The sequence below is a fragment of the Pseudoxanthomonas sp. P4_B2 genome, from assembly GCF_056402315.1.
This window is the reverse complement of record NZ_JBFUHQ010000006.1, coordinates 31,703-47,571: the sequence shown is the minus strand read 5'-3', so window position 1 is coordinate 47,571 and position 15,869 is coordinate 31,703. Positions and strand designations below refer to the sequence as shown.

12 protein-coding genes are annotated in these 15,869 nt (G+C 66.2%); 1 reads left to right on the top strand and 11 read right to left on the bottom strand.

Annotated features, from left to right (window positions below; genetic code table 11):
• Positions 1-41 precede the first annotated feature (41 nt).
• Complete coding sequence (locus AC1DTQ_RS15340) at positions 42-1,352, top strand: S41 family peptidase (protein ID WP_477850679.1); 1,311 nt, start codon at positions 42-44, stop codon at positions 1,350-1,352.
• A 102-nt stretch (positions 1,353-1,454) separates the two neighbouring features.
• Here AC1DTQ_RS15340 and glpK read toward each other — a convergent pair whose 3' ends face one another.
• From glpK to ilvD, 11 genes are all read right to left on the bottom strand, one after another.
• Positions 1,455-2,954 carry a glycerol kinase GlpK gene (gene glpK / locus AC1DTQ_RS15335; protein WP_477850677.1) on the bottom strand — a complete coding sequence of 500 codons (1,500 nt, stop codon included), beginning with the start codon at positions 2,952-2,954 and terminating at the stop codon, positions 1,455-1,457.
• A gap of 324 nt (positions 2,955-3,278) precedes the next feature.
• Positions 3,279-4,451, bottom strand: coding sequence for a M23 family metallopeptidase (locus tag AC1DTQ_RS15330; protein WP_477850675.1), 1,173 nt, complete (start codon positions 4,449-4,451; stop codon positions 3,279-3,281).
• A gap of 113 nt (positions 4,452-4,564) precedes the next feature.
• Positions 4,565-5,653, bottom strand: a complete 1,089-nt coding sequence (gene leuB, locus AC1DTQ_RS15325) for a 3-isopropylmalate dehydrogenase (protein WP_477850674.1) — start codon at positions 5,651-5,653, stop codon at positions 4,565-4,567.
• Positions 5,643-6,224 carry a 3-isopropylmalate dehydratase small subunit gene (gene leuD / locus AC1DTQ_RS15320; protein ID WP_477850673.1) on the bottom strand — a complete coding sequence of 194 codons (582 nt, stop codon included), beginning with the start codon at positions 6,222-6,224 and terminating at the stop codon, positions 5,643-5,645. Before leuD ends, leuB begins: the two co-directional genes overlap by 11 nt.
• Positions 6,225-6,432: 208 nt before the next feature.
• Complete coding sequence (leuC, locus tag AC1DTQ_RS15315) at positions 6,433-7,869, bottom strand: 3-isopropylmalate dehydratase large subunit (RefSeq protein ID WP_477850672.1); 1,437 nt, start codon at positions 7,867-7,869, stop codon at positions 6,433-6,435.
• Positions 7,870-8,055: 186 nt separating this feature from the next.
• The gene (locus tag AC1DTQ_RS15310) at positions 8,056-9,624 is read right to left on the bottom strand and encodes a 2-isopropylmalate synthase (RefSeq protein WP_477850857.1); all 1,569 of its coding nucleotides are present in this window, start codon (positions 9,622-9,624) and stop codon (positions 8,056-8,058) included.
• A 5-nt stretch (positions 9,625-9,629) separates the two neighbouring features.
• On the bottom strand, positions 9,630-10,778 hold the full coding sequence (locus tag AC1DTQ_RS15305; RefSeq protein WP_477850671.1) for a threonine dehydratase: 1,149 nt from the start codon (positions 10,776-10,778) through the stop codon (positions 9,630-9,632).
• A gap of 75 nt (positions 10,779-10,853) precedes the next feature.
• A complete protein-coding gene (locus AC1DTQ_RS15300) occupies positions 10,854-11,117 on the bottom strand; it encodes an ACT domain-containing protein (protein ID WP_477850670.1) in 264 nt (87 codons plus the stop codon).
• Positions 11,101-12,867 (bottom strand): acetolactate synthase 2 catalytic subunit, encoded by a 1,767-nt coding sequence (ilvG, locus tag AC1DTQ_RS15295; protein WP_477850668.1) that lies wholly within the window; start codon positions 12,865-12,867, stop codon positions 11,101-11,103. The genes AC1DTQ_RS15300 and ilvG overlap by 17 nt, the downstream gene beginning before the upstream one ends.
• On the bottom strand, positions 12,864-13,886 hold the full coding sequence (ilvC, locus tag AC1DTQ_RS15290) for a ketol-acid reductoisomerase (protein WP_310095447.1): 1,023 nt from the start codon (positions 13,884-13,886) through the stop codon (positions 12,864-12,866). The genes ilvG and ilvC overlap by 4 nt, the downstream gene beginning before the upstream one ends.
• A 58-nt stretch (positions 13,887-13,944) precedes the next feature.
• Positions 13,945-15,684, bottom strand: coding sequence for a dihydroxy-acid dehydratase (gene ilvD, locus AC1DTQ_RS15285; RefSeq protein WP_477850667.1), 1,740 nt, complete (start codon positions 15,682-15,684; stop codon positions 13,945-13,947).
• Between the last annotated feature and the right edge of the window lie 185 nt (positions 15,685-15,869).

Here is a 15,869-nt window from a genome sequence, read left to right as displayed (position 1 = left end):
TCGTCCCGGGCTCCCCTTCGCTCGACAAATGCGAGACGCCAATGACAGCACGATTCCCCTACGCATTGGCCTGCGCCTTGGGCCTGCTGGTCTCACTCGCACCCGCGGGTCACGCATCGGCCTCGCCGCGTACCGACGCCGACTCCGTCGCCAAGGCCATTGAAGACAACTTCTACGACGTCGCCCGCGGCAAAAGAATCGCCAGCGACCTGCGCGCTTCCGCCGCCAAAGGCGATTTCGACGCCTACAACGACAACCGCGAACTGGCCGCCGCGCTGACCGAGCGCCTGAAACCCCTGGACGCCCACTTCAACGTCCAGTGGTCGCCGCCGAGCGCCAAGGACGACAACGACGAAGGCGACCGCCGACAGCGACGTCCGCCTCCCCCGACGCACGGCACCCAGCACGGCATTCGCCGCGTCGAAATCCTGCCCGGCAATATCGGCTATATCGACCTGCGCCAGTTCGCCGATTTCGAATTCGGTAAACCCGATCAGCCCGCGCGCCAAGCGATCGAAGCCGCACTGCAACTGATCGCCGGCACCGACGCCGTGATCGTGGACCTGCGCGCCAATGGCGGTGGCTCGCCGGCGATGGTGGGCTATCTGACCAGCGCATTCATCCCCAAAGGCGCGGACATCTACAACACCTTCCACCGGCGCGAAGGCACCGATAGCGAAGCGCCCCGCGACTGGTTCCCTTCGCCCAGGGCGCAAGTGCCGCTATACGTATTGGAGAGCGCACGCACAGGCTCGGCGGCCGAGGCCTTCGCCTATACCGTGAAGAACGCCAAGCGCGCCACCATCGTCGGCGAAGCCAGCGCCGGTGCGGCCAATCCGGGCGGTGAAGTGGATGCGGGCAACGGCTTCCGCGTATTCGTTTCCAGCGGCACGCCGATCAGTCCGATTACCGGCAAGAATTGGGAAGGCACGGGTGTGATCCCCGACGTGCAGATCGCCTCATCGCAGGCGCTGGAGACCGCACGCCGACTAGCGTTGGAAAAGATCGTGGCCGAACGACCGGCGAACGAAACCACCGAAGCGCGCTGGGCGCTGGACGGATTGCTTGCCGAAACGCAGCCGCGACAGAGCGGAAACCCGGCCGAATACGTCGGCGATTTCGGTCCGATGACCATCGCCGAAGACAACGGCCGTCTGGTGGTCAAGCGCGGCCGCAGACCGGTCGTGGTGTTGTTGCCGCTGGGCGGCGATGTCTTCACCGTTGCCGCCGATCCCAACCTGCGCCTGACCTTCGCGCGAGACGGCAAGCACGTGGTCGAAGCACTCGAGGTCGAAGGGTTGGACGGGCGTTCCAGTCGGTTTCGTCGTGATGCGGTGGCAACGGGCCATTGAAGCCCTCGTAGCCCGGGTAAAGCCGAAGGCGAAACCCGGGGCCTTTCAGCACAGCGCGTAGAGCCCCCGGGTTTCGCCTATGGCTCTACCCGGGCTACATCGCTAGCCTGCGCCGAATACCATCGTCGCTTCCACCGCCCGCTTCCATCCCGCATACAACTTCTCCCTGCGCTCGGCTCCCATCTCGGGCAGGAACGTGCGCTCCACCTGCCGCTGCTGCGCGATCTGCTCCCGGCTGTCCCAGAAACCCACCGCCAGACCCGCCAGATACGCCGCCCCCAACGCCGTCGATTCCTTCACCACCGGTCGCTCCACCGCGATGTCCAACAGATCCGCCTGGAACTGCGCCGTGAAATCGTTGGCGATCGCGCCGCCATCCACCCGCAGCGCCTTCAACACCAGATCCGCATCGACCTGCATCGCCGTCAGTACATCGCGCGTCTGATACGCCAGCGACTCCAACACCGCGCGGATGAAATGTTCCTTATTGGTTCCCCGCGTCAGCCCGAACATCGCCCCGCGCACATCGCTACGCCAGTACGGCGCGCCCAGCCCCACGAACGCCGGCACGAAATACACCCCGTCGGTCGACTGCGCCCGTTCCGCATAAGCCTGCGAATCGCCGGCCTTGCCCAGCATGCGCAAGCCGTCGCGCAGCCACTGGATCGCCGAACCCGCCGCGAACACGCTGCCTTCCAGCGCGTATTCCACTTTGCCGTCGATACCCCAGGCGATCGTGGTCAGCAAACCGTTGTTCGATTGCACCGCCTTGTCGCCGGTGTTCATCAGCAGGAAGCAGCCGGTGCCATAAGTGTTCTTGGCCATGCCCGGCTCGAAGCACGCATGCCCGAACAGCGCCGCCTGCTGATCGCCGGCCATGCCGCTGATCGGCACCCGATGGCCGAACACCGTCTGCGCCCCGGTGTGCGCATACACCTCGCTGCTGGAACGCACTTCCGGCAGCATCGCCGCCGGCACCTCCAGCATGCGCAGCAGGTCCGGGCACCACTGGCGCTTGTGGATGTCGTACATCAGCGTGCGCGAGGCGTTGCTGTAGTCGGTGGCGTGGGTGCGGTCTTCGGAAAGATTCCACAACAGCCAGCTGTCGATGGTGCCGAACAGCAGCTCGCCGCGTTCGGCGCGTGCACGCGCGCCGGGCACGTGGTCGAGGATCCACTTGACCTTGGTGCCGGAGAAATACGCATCGATCAGCAGGCCGGTGCGTTCGCGCACCAGCTCTGCGTAACCGTCGGCCTTCAACTTTTCGCAGATCTCCGCCGTCTGCCGCGACTGCCAGACGATGGCGTTGTGGATGGCCTGGCCGGTCTTGCGGTCCCACACTACCGTGGTCTCGCGCTGGTTGGTGATGCCGATGCCCGCGATTTCCGATGCGCTGACCTGGGCCCGCGTCATCGCTTCCACCACCGTGCTCTGCACATTGCCGAGGATCTCGCGCGGATCGTGCTCCACCCAGCCCGGTTGCGGAAACAGTTGCTCGAATTCCCGCTGCGCCATCCCCACCACCGCGCCGCTGCGGTCGAACAGCATCGCGCGGGAGCTGGTGGTGCCCTGGTCTATGGCGAGGAGATAGGGTTTGACCATGCTGGGATGCGCCGCAGGCGTACTAGAGGACGATCTTAGCGGGTCAGTGTTATTTCGATGCAGCGTACGTGCACACCTCTCCCGCGAGCGGGAGAGGTCGGCGCGCTTGCGCGGCGGGTGAGGGGGAACGGAGAAGGGGTGTGGGGAGCGCCGCTCAGGCACCACATTCGGTAAACGCGCCTGTTGCCGGATGAGGATAATTTGAAGGGCAGCGTCTCCGTTCGCCTTCATCCGCCCCCGTATCAAGTACGGGGCAGGCTCTTCGGGCACCTTCTCCCGCGAGCGGGAGAAGGGTTCTTCCGCTGGCTACATCAGCGGGAGGGTTTATTCGAATTGCACGACTACGTTGGAGGCTGGCATTTCGCCATGGCGTTGAGAGGCTTGGCCGGGCGCAGGCGGGATCCAGGGCTTGGAGCCCAATTCGCCGATATCCGGATAGCTGCCCAGCACCTCGAATCGTTCGAACACGAACGGCACGCCTTCCGCACCCAGCGGGGAATTGACGTCGGCGACATGGAAATGCAGGTGCGGGCCGGTGGAATCGCCGGTGAAGCCGAGCGCGGCGATGACTTCACCGCGCTTCACCCGCTGGCCGGATTTCACTTTCAAGCTGCCCGGCTTGAGGTGTTCGTAGAAGGCGAAGCGGTCATCGCCCAGATCCAGGGCGACGTAGTTGCCGGTGGCGTCGCCGATGGCGTGCTTGGGATGCGCGGCGACCGAAGTGCTTTCCGGTACATCGTCGCGCGTGGCCGCGACCACCGCATCGGCGACCGCCAGCACTTCGGCGCCGTAGCCGTAGGCATTGCCGACCACGTCGGCATCGCCCTTGGCCGTGCGACCGCTCTCGTCCAGCTTCACCCAGTCAATGGCGAAACGGCCGGGGATGCGTGCGTGCCCGTTGACGGTGTAGAGCACGCGGCGGTGTCCGCGTGGCCAGTCCGGTGAGTGAATCGCGGCCCACGGCCCGCCGCGCAACGGCGCGCTCAGCACTAGGGGTGCGGCCTGGTCGATCGAGACGCTTACTCCTTCGACGACGAACGGGCCGCTGTCCGCAGTGCGGTACTCGATGCGATGCGACAGCGCCTGTGGTGGCGCGCCTGCAGGGAAGGCAAGTTCCAGGTAGATCACGCCGCGCATACCCGGCGCGATCGCGACGCCTGCGCTTCCGTCCGCCTGCGCAAGACGCGAAGTCAGTGCCGCGCCGCTGAAGCTGGCGAGCACGCGATTCTTTTCATCGAGCACTTCGACGCTGACAGGCGACAGCGGCTCGCGTACGAAGTTGGTCAGATGCAGTTCGTAGACCAATCGCTGCGCGCCGTCGACAAGGACTGGTGCCGGCTGGGTCGGGACTCGCAGATCGAAGGACTCGCGCAATGGAGTGGTCGCGCACGCTTGAGCACAAGACATCATCACGAAAGCGATGGCAACCAGCCTGGGGAGGAACGCGGTGAGTCGATTCATGTCGTCGGCCAGGCCAATCCAGAAGTCGCCGAGCATAAAGCCTTGCACCGCGTTTTAGCTCTTCCCAGGTGTGCCGGAGGCGTCCAACTCCGTTCGCCCCTCATCCGCCCTTCGGGCACCTTCTCCCGTAGGGAGAAGGGACGTGTCTCCTAGTCCCGCAGCTCAGCCACGTAGCAATTGGCCTGCATCTGCTCGATCACCGCCTGCGCGGCGGCGGCGGTGGAGATGCTGCGGCCGTTGTTGGCCAGGTCGGCGGTAAAGGCGTGCGAGTTCAGCGCGCCGTCGACCGAGCGTTCGATGCAGTCGGCTTCGTCATGCAGGCCCAGCGAATGGCGCAGCAGCATCGCCGCGCTGAGGATGGTCGCGTAGGGATTGGCGATGCCCTTGCCGGCGATGTCCGGGGCCGAGCCGTGGATGGGCTCGTACACGCCGGCCTTGCCGTCGCCCAGCGAAGCGGACGGCAGCAGGCCCAGCGAACCGGCCAGCATCGAGGCCTCGTCGGTGAGAATGTCGCCGAACATATTCTCGGTGACGATCACGTCGTACTCGCGCGGATGCGCCAGCAGGTGCATGGCCATCGCGTCCACCAGCACGTGCTCCAGCTTCACCTCGGGGAATTCGTCGCGGCCGATGCGCGCGGTGACGTCGCGCCACAGACGCGAGGTCTCCAGCACGTTGGCCTTGTCCACCGACACCACGTAGCTGCGGCGCTGGCGCGCCAGCTTGAATGCGCTGCGCACCACGCGTTCGATCTCCGTCGTCGAATACGTGCACAGGTCGCTGGCGCTGTCGGCGGTGCGGGTCTTCTCGCCGAAATAGATGCCGCCGGTGAGTTCGCGCACCACCATGATGTCCACGCCGGTGAGCAGGTGCGGCTTGATCGGCGAGGCGTTCAACGCGGCCGGGTGCGGGCGCACCGGGCGCAGGTTGGCGTACAGGCCCATGCCTTTGCGCAGCGCCAGCAGGCCCTGTTCGGGACGCACCTTGGAATTGGGGTCGGACCACTTCGGTCCGCCCACCGCGCCCAGCAGCACCGCGTCGGCGCTCTTGCAGGCGGCCAGGGTGGAAGCGGGCAGCGGGTCGCCATGCTTGTCGATGGCGATGCCACCGATGTCATGCTCGCTGAAGGTGAACTGGTGGCCGTAGCGGCGTGCCACGGTATTCAGCACCGACAGAGCGGCGGCGGTGACTTCGGGACCGATTCCGTCGCCGGGCAGGACTACGATTTCAGCTTGCATGGAAACGTTCCTCGTACTTTTTGATCTGGGGGTCGCGCAGCAATAGGTAGCCGAGCTCGTCCACGCCTTCCATCAGGCAGGTGCGGGCGAAGGCGTCGAGCGGGAAGGGGTACACGCGGCCATCGGGCGTGCGCAGCTCGCGCGCGGCGATGTCGACGGTGAGTTCGTCGTCGGGGCGCTGCATCAGCGACTGCACGATCTCCTCGTCCAGCACGATGGGCAGCAGGCCGTTCTTCAGCGAGTTGTTGCGGAAGATGTCGGCGATCTCGCTGCTGACGATGGCGCGCAGGCCCAGGTCGGTCAGCGCCCACGGCGCGTGCTCGCGCGAGGAGCCGCAGCCGAAGTTGGCGCCGGCGAGCAGGATGGCGCGGCCGGCGTTCTCCGGCCGGTTGAAGGCGAAGTCCGGATTGGGCGAACCGTCGGCCTGCCAGCGCCAGTCGTTGAAGGCGTGTTTGCCCAGGCCGGCGCGCTCGGTCGTCGACAGGAAGCGCGCGGGGATGATCTGGTCGGTGTCGATGTTGCTCTGGCGCAGGACCACGCTGCTGGATTTCAAAGCGGCGAAGGCGGTCATGGAGAGATCTCCGTAGCGAAGGCGGCAGTTGTTCCCTTCTCCCCCCGGGAGAAGGTGGCGCGAAGCGACGGATGAGGGCATGCGATGTCCGCTTGTAGCGAAGTTGGACGGCCAGTAGTCGCCATTCCCTCATCCGCCCCCGTATCAAGTACGGGGCAGGCTCTACGGGCACCTTCTCCCGGGGGGAGAAGGGAATCAAAAGCACGCATCACGCCACCTCACGGTGCGCAAACAACTCGCGCGGATCGGAAACCTTGCCATTCACCGCCGCCCACGCCGCGGTCATCGGTGAGGCCAACAGCGTGCGCGAGCCTGGGCCCTGGCGGCCTTCGAAATTGCGGTTGCTGGTGCTGACCGCCAGTTGTCCCGGTGCGACCAGGTCGCCGTTCATGGCGATGCACATCGAGCAGCCCGGCTCGCGCCATTCGGCGCCGGCGGCCTGCACGATCTTGTCGATGCCTTCGGCCTCGGCTTGGCGCTTGACCAGTTCCGAGCCCGGCACCACCAGCATGCGCACGCGCGGGTCGACGCGGCGATCGCGCAGCACAGTGGCCACTTCGCGCATGTCGCTGAGGCGGCCGTTGGTGCAGGAGCCGACGAAGACCACGTCGACCGGCGTGCCTTCCAGCGAATGGCCGGAATCGAAGTGCATGTAATCCAGCGACTTCTGGGCCGCGGTGTCTTTCGCGACGGGAATGGGCCGGTCCACCGCGATCGCGGTGCCCGGATGCGTGCCCCAGGTCAGGGTGGGGCGGATGTCGCGCGCATCGATGCTCACTTCCTGGTCGAAGCGCGCGCCTTCGTCGCTGCTGAACTGCGACCAGCGCGCCTTGGCTTGCTCGAACGCCGCACCGTCGCCCTCTGCAATGCCGGGCGCGCGCGGCGTGTTCGCCATCCACGCGTAGGTGACCTCGTCCGGCGCGACCATGCCGGCGCGCGCGCCGGCTTCGATGGACATGTTGCATAGGGTCATGCGCTGCTCCATGTCCATCGCGCGGATGGTGGAGCCGCGGTACTCCAGCACGTGGCCGGTACCGCCGTTGACGCCGATCACGCCGATGATGTGCAGGATCACGTCCTTGGCGCCGACGCCCGGCGCCAGCGGCCCATCGACGGTGATGGCCATGGTCTTGGCTTTGCGCTGCAGCAGGCATTGCGTGGCCAGCACGTGGCCAACCTCGCTGGTGCCGATGCCGAAGGCCAGCGAGCCGAACGCACCGTGGGTGGAGGTGTGGCTGTCGCCGCAGACGATGGTCATGCCGGGTTGGGTCAGGCCCAGTTCCGGCGCGATCACATGGACGATGCCGCGCTCGGCCGAGCGCATGTCGAACAGTTCGATGCCGTACTCGGTGCAGTTACTGGAGAGGGTATCGACCTGGGTTTCGGAGGCTTGGGTGTAGTAGTGGAACTTGCCCTGCGCGTCGGCCGGCGTGGTCGGCGTGGAGTGGTCCATGGTCGCTTTGGTCAGGTCCGGCCGGCGCGGCGCGATGCCGCGCGCGCGCAGTTCGGTGAAAGCCTGCGGCGAGGTGACTTCATGGATCAGATGCAGATCGATATACAGCACCGCGGGCGCGGCGTCGGTTTCCGGAACGACGACGTGGGCGTCCCAGAGTTTGTCGAAAAGGGTGCGGGGGGTGGAGCTCATGCAGTTACTTCCATTGGATCGTTGTGGTGTCACGCGCAATAAAAAAACGTCATCCCGGCGAATGCCGGGACCCAACTTGCAGGCGTAGCGGAAATCGGTTTTCTGATGCGACAAAAGAACGGATAGATGGATCCCGGCGTTCGCCGGGATGACGACCGAAAAAATATCGATGACGGAGGTGTCCCATCACGCCGCCGCCATTTCCGACTTGGACTTCGTCTTCCGCTGGCCGCGCGTACGCAGCAGGCGGTTGGCCACATCCAGCCAGGCCAGAGCACTGGCTTCGATGATGTCCTTGCTGGTGCCGGTGCCGTCGTACTCTTCGCCCTCGAAGCGCACGCTCAGGTTGGCTTCGCCGCGCGCATCCGCGCCCAGGCCCACGCTGTGCACCTGGTAGCTTTCCAATACCAGGTCCACGCCGGTGGCCATGGCCAGCGCGGCGAACAGCGCGTCGACCGGGCCGTCACCCTCGGCGGTTTCGAATACGCGATCGCCATCGGGGTCGGACAACTCAACAGTCGCGCGCGCGCGATGGCCGGCGTCGCTCACCGTCATCGACGAAAGACGATAGCCCTCGCTGTCCGCGCCGTCCTGCATCAGCGTCTGCAGGTCGTTGTCGTGGACTACGCGCTGCTTCTCGCACAGCGCCTTGAACGAGGCGAAGACCAGATCCAGCTCGGGTTCTTCCAGCAGGTAGCCCAGCGCGCGCAGGCGCTGCTCGACCGCGGCGCGGCCGCTGTGGCGGCCCAGCACCATTTGCGAGGACGGCCAGCCCACGTCTTCCGGGCGCATGATTTCGTAGGTGCCGCGATGGCGCAGCATGCCGTGCTGGTGGATGCCCGCCTCGTGCGCGAACGCATTGGCGCCGACCACGGCCTTGTTGCGCTGGACCGGCATGCCGACCAGGCGTTGCAGCAGTTGCGAGGTGGGCACGATCCGATTGGTGTCGATGCCGGTGTCGGCGCTGAAGTACGCGCCGCGAACCTTCAGGCTCATCACCACTTCCTCCAGCGCGGCGTTGCCGGCGCGCTCGCCGATGCCGTTGACGCTGCATTCCACCTGCCGCGCGCCGCCTTCGATGGCGGCCAGCGAATTGGCCACGGCCAGGCCCAGGTCGTTGTGGCAATGGGTGCTGAAGATCACGTCGCGTGCGCCCGGCACGTTGGCGATCATGCGTTCGAAAAGGCCGCGGATTTCGGTCGGCGTGGTGTAGCCGACGGTATCGGGCAGGTTGATGGTGCCGGCGCCGGCGGCGATCGCCGCAGCGATCACTTCGGCCAGGAATTCCTCTTCGGTGCGCAGGGCGTCTTCGGCGGAGAATTCGACGTCGTCGACGAAGCCGCGCGCCGAGGTCACGCTGCGGGTCACCGCTTCCAGCACCTGTTCGCGGCTCATGCGCAGCTTGTGTTCGCGATGCAGCGGACTGGTGGACAGGAACAGATGGATGCGCGGGCGCGCGGTGCCGTCTAATGCGCGCGCCGAGGCTTCGATGTCGCCCGGCAGGCAACGCGAAAGCACGCACAAGGTGGTGTCGCGGAGTTCGCGCGAGATCAGCGCCGCCGCTTCACGGTCGGATTGCGAGCTGGCGGGAAAGCCGGTCTCGATCACGTCCACGCCCAATTCGGCCAGCGCGCGCGCCATGACCAGTTTTTGCGAAGGCGACATGCTGCAGCCGGGGGACTGTTCGCCGTCGCGCAGGGTGGTGTCGAATATTCTGACCTGAGCCGGGACCTGGGCCGGGGGGGTTACGGGAATGTCGCTCACCAGGTGTACTCCTCTTCAATGACGGTGTGACGCGCCACGGGCGCATCGACGGTTATGGGGTTGGGCAGGGGAATGGGGGGATTGGGGGGATTGAGGGCAACGAGCTCGGTATTGGAATGTCCGGGTTCGACCGGATGCAGTTCCTGCGTGCGCCGGCGCGGCTTGCGCGGCGCGCGCGGACGCACGTCGGAGAGCAGGCCGGCCAGCACCGTGGCATCGATGTTGCCGCCGGAGACCACGGCGCATTTTCGCTTGCCGGAGACGCGACGGCCAGCGGCCAGGGCCAGCGCGCCGGCGCCCTCGGCGATGATGTTCTCTTCCAGGGCCAGCCGGACCAGGGTTTCGCGCAGTTCGGCCTCGCGCACGATGACCACGTCGTCCAGCAGGCTGGCGCACAAGCGGCGGGTCAGGAAGCCGGGGACCTTGACCCGCACGCCGTCGGCCAGACTCGCCACTGGATCGATCAGCCGGCTGTCTCCCTTCAAGGCGCGCGCCATCGAATCGACGCCCTCGACCTGGGCGCCGACCACGCGCACGCCCTGCGATTTCAGCGCCAGCGCCACGCCGGAAGCCAGACCGCCGCCGCCGATGGGCACGATGACCACGTCCGGCGCATGCGGTGCGATCTCGATGCCGACGGTGCCCTGGCCGGCGATCACGTCCGGATCGTCGAACGCGGACAGGAAGCGGTAATCGTTCTGCGCGGCTAGCTCGCGGGCGAAGGCATAGGCCTCGTCGTAGCTGTTGCCGTGCTGGCGCACGGTGGCGCCCCAGTGGGCGACGCCGGCGATCTTGTTCTCCGGCGCGCCATGCGGCATCACCGTGATCGCCTGCACGCCCAGGCGGTAGGCGGCCCAGGCCAGTCCCTGCGCATGGTTGCCGGCGGAAGCGGCGATCACCGGCCGCAGGTCGCCGCGCTCGCGCGCGGCCAGCAAGGCATTCAAGGCGCCGCGCACCTTGTAGGAACCGGTGCGCTGCAGGTTCTCCAGTTTCAGCATCACCCCGAAGCGTTCGGCGTGGTGCATCGGCGTGGGCGGCAGATAACGCCGCAAGCGCGCCTGCGCTGCCAGCACGTCGGCCACGGTGACGACTACGTCGCTTACGTCCGGTTCGTTGCTGGCATTGGCGCGGTTGCTGTCAGGCATCGACGCACGCGATTGGCCGAGGTTGAAGAAGACGCCTCCGGACCTGGCGATGCACGGCATGCACGGAAAGACCGTTCATGACAGCGCCTCGGCAGGTACAGTCACTTCAATGGGAGTGATCTCGACCGACACGCAGTCGTACACCTTCAGCATCTGCAGGCGCAGGGTTTCGGCCGGGCGCTGTCCGTCGACCACCAGTTGCAGACGCCAGCGGCCGTCTTCGCTCGCCGGTTCGCCGCTGATGGAGTGCGGAGTGAAGCCGCGACGCTCGGCCATGCCGATCACGCGCGTCAACGCGCCTTCGGCGGGCTTCAACACCAGGTCAAGCCGGTAGCGCATGCGAGGACTCCGTTCGCGGCTCTGTTGCATTGGATTCGGTGCCGCCCTGATCGGACGCGCTCTGATCGGCCGGGTTGCTGTCCAGCATGGTGCTGTTGGCGGTGTTGGGCGGCACCAGCGGCCACACGTTGGCCTTGACGTCGATGGCCACGTGCAACAGCGCCGGACCGGGCTGCGCCAGCAGGTCGGCCAGCGCGTCCTCCACCTGATCGCGGCGGTCGATGCGCTTGGCGGGAATGCCGAACACTTCAGCCAACGCGGCGAAGTCCGGGTTGTCGGACAGGTCGATCTCGCTGTAGCGCTTGGCGAAGAACAGTTCCTGCCATTGCCGCACCATGCCCAGCGAACTGTTGTCCAGCAGCACGATCTTCACCGGCAGCCGGCAGCGGGCGATGGTCACCAGCTCCTGCACGTTCATCATGAAACTGCCGTCGCCGCTGACCAACAGCACGGTGCGGTCGGGGCAGGCGAACTGCGCGCCCATCGCCGCCGGCAGGCCGAAGCCCATGGTGCCCAGCGCGCCGCTGGTCAGATGATTGCGCGGATGGTTGAACTTGCAATGCTGGGCGACCCACATCTGATGCTGGCCGACATCGCAGGCGACGATGGCGTCGTCCGGCGCCAGTTCGGTCATGCGCTTCAGCAGCGCCGGCGCGTAGATGTCGGTGCCGGGCGCGTCGTAGCGGAAGCCGTGCTTCTCGCCCAGCATGCGGCAGCGCTTGCGCCAGTCGTCGCAGGTGGTGCGCGCGCCGACCAGCGCACGCAGGCCCGCGGCGACATCACCAGGCACGGCGATGTTGGCGGTGCGCAGTTTGGAGATCTCGTAGGCATCGGCATCCAGGTGGATGACGCGCGCGAACGGGGCGAACTCCACCAGCTTGCCGGTGGCGCGGTCGTCGAAACGCGCCCCGACCACGATCAGCAGATCCGATTCCTGCACGGCCATGTTCGCTGCGCGAGTGCCGTGCATGCCCAGCATGCCCAAGTAGTTGGGATGGCCGCCGGGCAATGCGCCCAGCCCGCGTAGGGTCAGCACGGTGGGAATCTGGGTGGCGTCGACGAATTCGCGGAACACGTCCACCGCACCGGCCAGGCCGATGCCGCCGCCGCCGTAGATCACTGGCTTCTCCGCACCGGCGATTGCGGCCAATGCTTCGGCCAGCGCCGCATCCGCAGGCGCGGGCGGCGGTTCGACTTCGGCGGGCACGTGATCGGGCAGATGCGAGGCATCGGCGACCTGCACATCCTTGGGCAGATCGATCAGCACCGGACCGGGCCGGCCTTCGCGCGCGATGCGGAAGGCTTCACGCACGATTTCCGGCAGGTCTTCCACGCGCCGCACGATGTAGCTGTGCTTGACGATGGGCAGGGTCAGGCCGAACACGTCCAGTTCCTGGAATGCATCGGTGCCCATCAGATGAGTGGCGACCTGTCCGGTCAGGCACACCATCGGCACCGAATCCAGCATCGCATCCGCAATCCCGGTAACCAGGTTGGAAGCGCCCGGTCCGGAAGTCGCGACGCACACGCCGACCCGGCCGCTGGCGCGCGCGTAACCGTTCGCCGCCAGCGCCGCGCCCTGTTCGTGGCGCACCAGGATGTGTTTAAGTTTCGAATCCACCAGCGCGTCGTAGAACGGCATGATGGTGCCGCCGGGATAACCGAACAGCGTTTCCACGCCTTCGGCCTCCAGCGCCTGGGTCAGCCAGCGGGCGCCATTGCGTGGGGCAGCGGCGACGGTTGCGTTCATGCGGCGGCGGCCTTCTCTGTCGAAGTGGCGTCATCGGCGTCGGGCTGCGAAGCGTTGGCCGACAGCCACACCATCTTGGCGCGCAGCTTCTTACCCACGACTTCGATCGGATGTTCCATGTCGGCTTTCTTGAAGCGGTTGTAATTCGGCAGGCCCGCTTCGTACTCGGCGATCCAGTTCTTGGTGAAAGTGCCGTCCTGGATATCGGTCAGGATGTCCTTCATGCGCGCCTTGGTGGCCGCATCGATCACCCGCGGGCCGCTGACGTAGTCGCCGTACTGCGCGGTTTCGGAGATGAATTCCAGCATGCGGGTGATGCCGCCTTCGTAGAACAGGTCGACGATCAGCTTCAGTTCGTGCAGTACTTCGTAGTAGGCGATCTCCGGCTGGTAGCCGGCTTCCACCAGGGTCTCGAAGCCGGCCTGCACCAGCGACGACGCGCCGCCGCACAGCACGGCCTGCTCGCCGAACAGGTCGGTCTCGGTTTCTTCCTTGAAGGTGGTCTTGATGATGTTGGCGCGCGCGCCACCCAGACCGGCGGCGTAGGCCAGGGCCAGCGCTTCGGCGTTGCCGCTCTTGTCCTGGTATACGGCGTAGATGCACGGCACGCCGCGGCCGATCTCGTATTCGCGACGCACCAGCGCGCCGGGACCCTTCGGCGCGACCAGCACCACGTCGATATCTTCGCGCGGCTTGATCAGGTCGAAGTGCACGTTCAACCCATGCGCGAACAGCAGGCAGGCGCCCGGCTTGATGTTGTCCTTCAGGACTTCGTCATAGAGCTTGCGCTGGACCATGTCGGGAGTCAGCACCGCGACCAGATCGGCATCCTTCACCGCTTCGGCCGGCGTCTTCACCACGAAGCCGTCGGCCTGGGCCTTGGCTTCGGTCGGGCCGCCCGGACGCAGGCCGACAGTGACGTCGAAACCGGATTCGCGCAGATTCAGCGCGTGCGCGCGGCCCTGGCTGCCGTAGCCGACGATGGCGATCTTAGTGTTCGGAAGGGTCTGCGTGGTCATGTCGTGTGTGTCCCGGAGGTTTAGTTGAAGTTAAAAAGCGAGATGCGAAATGGAGAAGTCAGACCAGGATCAGGTCGTCGCGCGACGTGGTCGTGGTGATCGAGGGAATGGTCTTGCCGTCCAGCGGGCCGGGCGCGGTGACCGCGCCTTTCGAAGCCGACCCCACGCTGCGCGCGTACTTGGCCAACGCACCGGTGGTGATGCGCGGCGCCATGCGCGCGGGTTCGCGTTGCGACAGGTCGGCGGCGACGTCTATCGTGCGTCCGGCGGCGTCGATGCTGACGATGTCGCCTTCGCGCAGTTTCGCCAAAGGACCGCCCAGCGCCGCTTCCGGCGAGATGTGGCCGACCATGAAACCGCGGGTGGCGCCGGAGAAACGTCCGTCGGTGATCAGCGCCACGTCGTCGCCCAATCCCTGGCCGACCAGCGCGGCGGTGACCGCCAGCATTTCGCGCATGCCAGGGCCGCCGACCGGCCCTTCGAAGCGGATCACCACCACGTCGCCGGCGTTAATGCGGCGCGCATCGACGGCGGCGTAGCAGGCTTCTTCGGAATCGAATACGCGCGCCGGACCGCTGAAGTGATTGCGGCCGTGACCGGCCAGTTTCAGGATGCAGCCTTCCGGCGCCAGATCGCCGTACAAAATCGAATAGCCGCCTTGCGGCTTGATCGGATTGGACAGCGGGCGCACGACGTCCTGCTGCGCAGGATAGGCGGCGGCGTCGACCTCCTGGAAAAAGCTACGGCCGGTGACCGTGGGAATATCCTCGATCAAACCGGCCGCTTTCAGTTCGCGCGCCACCAATGCGGTGCCGCCTTGCTCGAACATTTCCGCCGCTGTGTAGCGGCCGCCCGGTTTCAGGTCGGCGATCACCGGAGTGGAGGAGGCGGCCTGGAATTCCTCCAGGTCGAAGGCCACGCCGGCTTCGTGCGCGATCGCCAGCAAATGCATCGCGGCGTTGGTGGAACCGGCGGTCGCCGACACTGCATGCGCGGCGTTGCGCAACGCACGCGCAGTGATGATGTCGCGCGGCAGCGGACCGCCTTCCTGCAGGCGCTGCATCACCATCTCGCCGCACTGGAAAGCCGCCTTGTTCTTGTCGGCATGGGTGGCGGGGATGTCGTTCAAGCCCAGCGGCGACACGCCCAGGAAGGTCAGCACCATGGCCATGGTGTTGGCGGTGAACTGGCCGCCGCAGGCGCCGGCGCCGGGGCAGGCGGCCTTCTCGACTTCGGCCAATTCGGCGTCGTCGATCTTGCCGGCCGAATGCGCGCCGACCGCTTCGAATACATCCTGGATGGTGACCGCTTTGCCCTTGCACTTGCCGGGCATGATGGTGCCGCCGTACAGGATCACGCCCGGCACGTTCAAGCGCGCCAGGGCCATGGCTGCGGCCGGAATGGTCTTGTCGCAGCCGCACAACAGCACCACGCCGTCCAGGCAGTGGCCGCTGACTGCTAGTTCGATGGAATCGGCGATCACTTCGCGCGAGGCCAGCGAAGCGCGCATGCCGCTGCTGCCCATGGCGATGCCGTCGGTGATCGCGATTGTGTTGAACTCGATCGGCGTGCCGCCGGAAGCGCGGATGCCGTCGCCCGCGTGTTGCGCCAACTCGCGCAGGGTCAGATTGCACGGCGATACGTTGGACCAGGTGTGCACCACCGCGATCATGGGTTTGGCGATGGCCGCATCGTCCAAGCCGGTGGCGCGCAGCATCGCGCGCGCCGGGGCGTGGGCGACGCCGCTCTTGATGGCATCGCTATTGCGTCGCTTCGCTGGGTTGCCGTCGTCTTGCATGCGTCGCTGGATCCTGTGGCTGGGCTTCTGACCTTCTGAAAACAAAAAACCCCGCACTTCTCAGTGCGGGGTTTCGTCGAATCTGGCTTGTTTCTAATTACGCGCCGGTTCGTCCCGCACCTTGGTGTGAGGTAATAAGCACGAGTACGAGAATCGAGGCCGCTGCGCCTCGGGGCGCGGTCAGG